The 3,759-nt window shown below is 40.1% G+C and carries 4 protein-coding genes; 3 read left to right on the top strand and 1 reads right to left on the bottom strand.

All coding sequences use genetic code 11. The features are described from left to right. Both VB654_RS22975 and VB654_RS22970 read left to right on the top strand, forming a co-directional pair. A partial coding sequence (locus tag VB654_RS22975) for a transposase (protein WP_323216138.1) occupies window positions 1–853 on the top strand: 853 nt, incomplete at its 5' end. A gap of 287 nt (window positions 854–1,140) precedes the next feature. Next, window positions 1,141–2,211 (top strand): 1-acyl-sn-glycerol-3-phosphate acyltransferase, encoded by a 1,071-nt coding sequence (locus VB654_RS22970; protein ID WP_323216137.1) that lies wholly within the window; start codon window positions 1,141–1,143, stop codon window positions 2,209–2,211. 52 nt (window positions 2,212–2,263) lie between these two features. On the opposite strand, the gene rppA is transcribed toward VB654_RS22970, so the two are convergent. Then, entirely contained in the window at window positions 2,264–2,959 is a 696-nt protein-coding gene (gene rppA / locus VB654_RS22965) for a two-component system response regulator RppA (RefSeq protein ID WP_323216136.1), read from the bottom strand. 58 nt (window positions 2,960–3,017) lie between these two features. Here rppA and hisG point away from each other — a divergent pair, with 58 nt between their 5' ends. Beyond that, entirely contained in the window at window positions 3,018–3,665 is a 648-nt protein-coding gene (gene hisG / locus VB654_RS22960; RefSeq protein ID WP_323216135.1) for an ATP phosphoribosyltransferase, read from the top strand. Window positions 3,666–3,759: the final 94 nt, after the last annotated feature.

Genomic DNA, 3,759 nt, shown 5'->3' with positions numbered 1-3,759 from the left:
GGATTATTTAGCAGTAGCTAAAAAAAGGAAATTTTCCTTTAGAGAAAGAAGAAAGGCTATCAAAAAGCAACTGCAATATATCAAAAGAAACCTAGCGCACATTCAGCAACTACTAGAAGAGGGTGCATCACTATTAAAATTGAGCAACAGACAATATAAGATGCTGCTAGTAGTGGCAGAAGTTTATCGTCAACAACTGTGGTTATATGAAAATAAAAAACGGAGTATAGAAGACCGGATTGTCAGTCTAAGTCAGCCACATATTCGTCCAATAGTCCGTGGTAAAGCCAGAACAAACGTAGAATTTGGAGCAAAGTTTTCCGCCAGTTGCTTTGATGGCTATGTATTTTTAGACCACATAAGTTGGGATAATTTTAACGAATCAGGGGACTTAAAATCACAAGTAGAAGCCTACAAAAATTACACTGGATATTATCCTGAATCAGTTCATGTTGATAAAATTTATCGGACTAGAGACAACCGAGCTTGGTGTAAAGAACGAGGAATTAGAATTAGTGGTCCACCATTAGGAAGACCACCAAAAAATGTTAGTCAAGAACAAAAGAAACAAGCCGCTGATGATGAGCGAATTCGTAATTGTATTGAGGGGAAATTTGGACAAGGTAAACGAAGATTTAGCCTGGGTAGAGTCATGGCTAAACTGCCTCATACTTCTTTAACTTCTATTGCCATAACTTTTTTAGTCATGAATCTTTCTACTCTGTTATTACGGCTTTTTTGGGGATTTTTGTGTCAATTTTTCAAAACTACGTCTTTTTTACCTTCTTTGATTAATAAAAGTGATGCTTTGAGCAATTTTAGTCAACAAAAACTTATCTTTACTACTGCCTGATTACCTACTCATTTCTTCTGTGGTTTTTTCACGACTTTTTCAGCAAACCCTAGTTAGGAATAGGGAGTAGGTAGTGGGAAAGTCAATTTATCTGAGGACTTACGCAAAAGCATGAACAGAACCGTAAAGTACACAAAAAAAGAAAACTTTTGACTTTTGACTTCACGGCAGTACTAGTCCGCAAATTTCATGTAGATGTAGTGAATTTTACGCCCAGGGTAGGATACAAATGACGACAATATAGATAAGGCTAAATATATGTGTTTGAGATAATTGTTATCTAATTAATGCTTGTGATTTATCAACACGCTAAAAAGTTGCTCAAAATTCAACAGGAACAAGCATCAGGTGAAGGTTATCGATTTAGCTGGTTTGACTGGCTTTGTCTATGGTATCCTCCTGGTTGGCTGGTTTTATTTAATCGTCACTGGCAGCACTATCAAGCTGATCCCGATGGTTGGAATTGGTTAGAATATGGATTATTTTTAGTCCCAGGTGGATTTTACATAGCACTGCTAATGCGATGGTTGCGTTTGGGATGTCGTTCACCAAGACAAGAAGTTGAAGAATTTAATCCTCACTATCAGCAAGCTTTTCGTGAAGAAATTCTCGCTCCCATAGTTAAACATTATTTTCGGGCAGAATTAGCACAAACTCATAACATACCACCGCAAAGGTCTGTAATTGTAGCGATGAACCATGCCGGGATGTGTTTTCCTTGGGATTTTATCACTTTGGGCTATTTATTAAGTAAAGTCCAAGATTGGCAGGTGCAACCTTTAGCCAGTAAAACACTATTTGAGCATCCTTGGATGATTTGGTGGCTACCACCTAAATGGTCAGAGGTTTTAGGTGCTGTGCGAGCTGACAAAGGTGATTTTGAAAAAGCGATAGCTTCGCTCACGCCAGGGGCGAACGCCCAAGGTCAAACTCTGCTATATGCACCAGAAGGATTGCGTGGACCCCTGAAAGGTTGGAGTCAAAGGTATCAGCTACAAAAGTTTGATGTGAGTTTTATGCAACTGAGCGATCGCTATCATATTCCCATTCTCCCAGTTTTGTGCATTGGTAGCGAATCATTACATCCTTGGACAGTCAACCTCAAGAAATTGCAACGACTATTTAAATTACCCTTCTTGCCCATATCACCATTAATGATGATGTTGCTCATATTTCCCTCAATGGGAGTTTGGGCAATGAGAACTCGTCTACAATACTTTATCCAACCTGTAGAAAAAACTAACCCAGTCCAAGCACGTGCAGCAACTTATAAACAGGTACAGCAACTCCGAGAAAAACTCCAAACTCAAATGATGGCCTTATTATCTCACGCAGAAGGGCAGAAACACAGAGAATAGCAGTAAAAAAAACTCTGCGTACCTTTGCGCTTCCCTTCGCGTACCTCTGCGTTTAATCCATAGAAGAACTTCCAAAACGGTAGCCTTTGCCGTAAACAGTATGAATTAGTGGCATTTCTTTGCCCACCTCAATCTTACGCCGCAGCAAACGAATTAATGCCGCTATGACATTACTATTAGGTTGTTCGTGGTCTTGCTGCCAAAGATTTTGCAGAATTTGGGCATGAGTGAGCAAATGTCCCGTATTTTCCATAAAATACCGTAGCAGCTGACTTTCTTTTTGCGACAATTCAATAATTCTTCCTTGACGATAAGCTACTTGGTTTTCACTATCCAGTTCTAAATCAGCCACTGTCAGCCGTCCAGTTATGGTTTCATGACTAGGAGAACTCGAACGACGTAATAAAGCCCGCACTCGCGCTAATAACTCCCGCAGTTCAAAAGGTTTTACTAAATAATCATCAGCACCCGCGTCTAAACCTTCTACTCGGTCATCTAGAGTATCTTTGGCTGTGAGAAATAGTACAGGCGTGGCTTTACCTTGACAGCGCAATTCCTGACAAATCTCTAAACCAGTTTTTCCAGGTAGCATCCAATCTAAAATGAGTAAATCATAATTGCCTACTGCGGCAAATTCGCTACCAGTTGCACCATCATAAGCCATATCCACACTGTAACCCTCACGCTTTAACACGCGACTTAAAGGGTCAGTCAGTTCTACTTCATCATCAACTAATAAAATTCTCATGCTCTTTGAGGTAAGCAATCAAGATATTCTGCTATATAAATAAACTGTCAAAACGAAAATGTTAACTGTTGCGTTACCGAAAGGGGAATTACTCAAAAATAGCATCCGCCTGTTAAAGTCCGTTGGATTGGATTTTAGCGCTTTTTTAGATTCAGGAACTCGCCAACTGCAAATTCCTGATGCTAGTGGACAAGCAAAAGGACTGTTGGTGCGGGGACAAGATGTGCCTGTCTATGTAGAATATGGTCAGGCACAGTTGGGAATTATTGGTTACGATGTGCTGCGGGAAAAAAAGCCGCAAGTTGCACATTTAGTTGATTTACAGTTTGGTCATTGTCGAATGTCAGTGGCTGTCAAGGCATCTAGTGCATATAAATCACCCTTAGATTTACCTCCTCATGGTCGAGTTGCTTCTAAATATGTCAATTGCGCTCGTGAATATTTTCATAGTCTGGATCTACCTATAGAAATAGTACCCTTGTATGGTTCTGTAGAACTAGGCCCCATTACCGGAATGTCGGAAGCGATTGTGGATTTAGTCTCTACAGGTAGGACTTTACGCGAAAATGGTTTAATCGAAATTACGACTTTGTATGAAAGCACGGCACGGTTGATTGGTCATCCTCTCAGTTATCGTCTCAACACAGGGAATATGCATCAATTCGTTGAAAAAATGCGTCAGGAAGCTTCATTAACTGCTGTTTAATTACGAAAATCTCCAGAGTGTCTAAATCATTCTGGAGTGGAAACCAAGTAGGGGCGGGTATGTCTACGCCACGCAAGCTATGACAATGACTAAA

The sequence above is a fragment of the Nodularia sp. UHCC 0506 genome (assembly GCF_034931045.1).
Classification (GTDB): Bacteria; Cyanobacteriota; Cyanobacteriia; order Cyanobacteriales; family Nostocaceae; genus Nodularia.
Note: the sequence above shows the minus strand (reverse complement) of the source record. Positions and strands in the feature narration are given on the sequence as shown.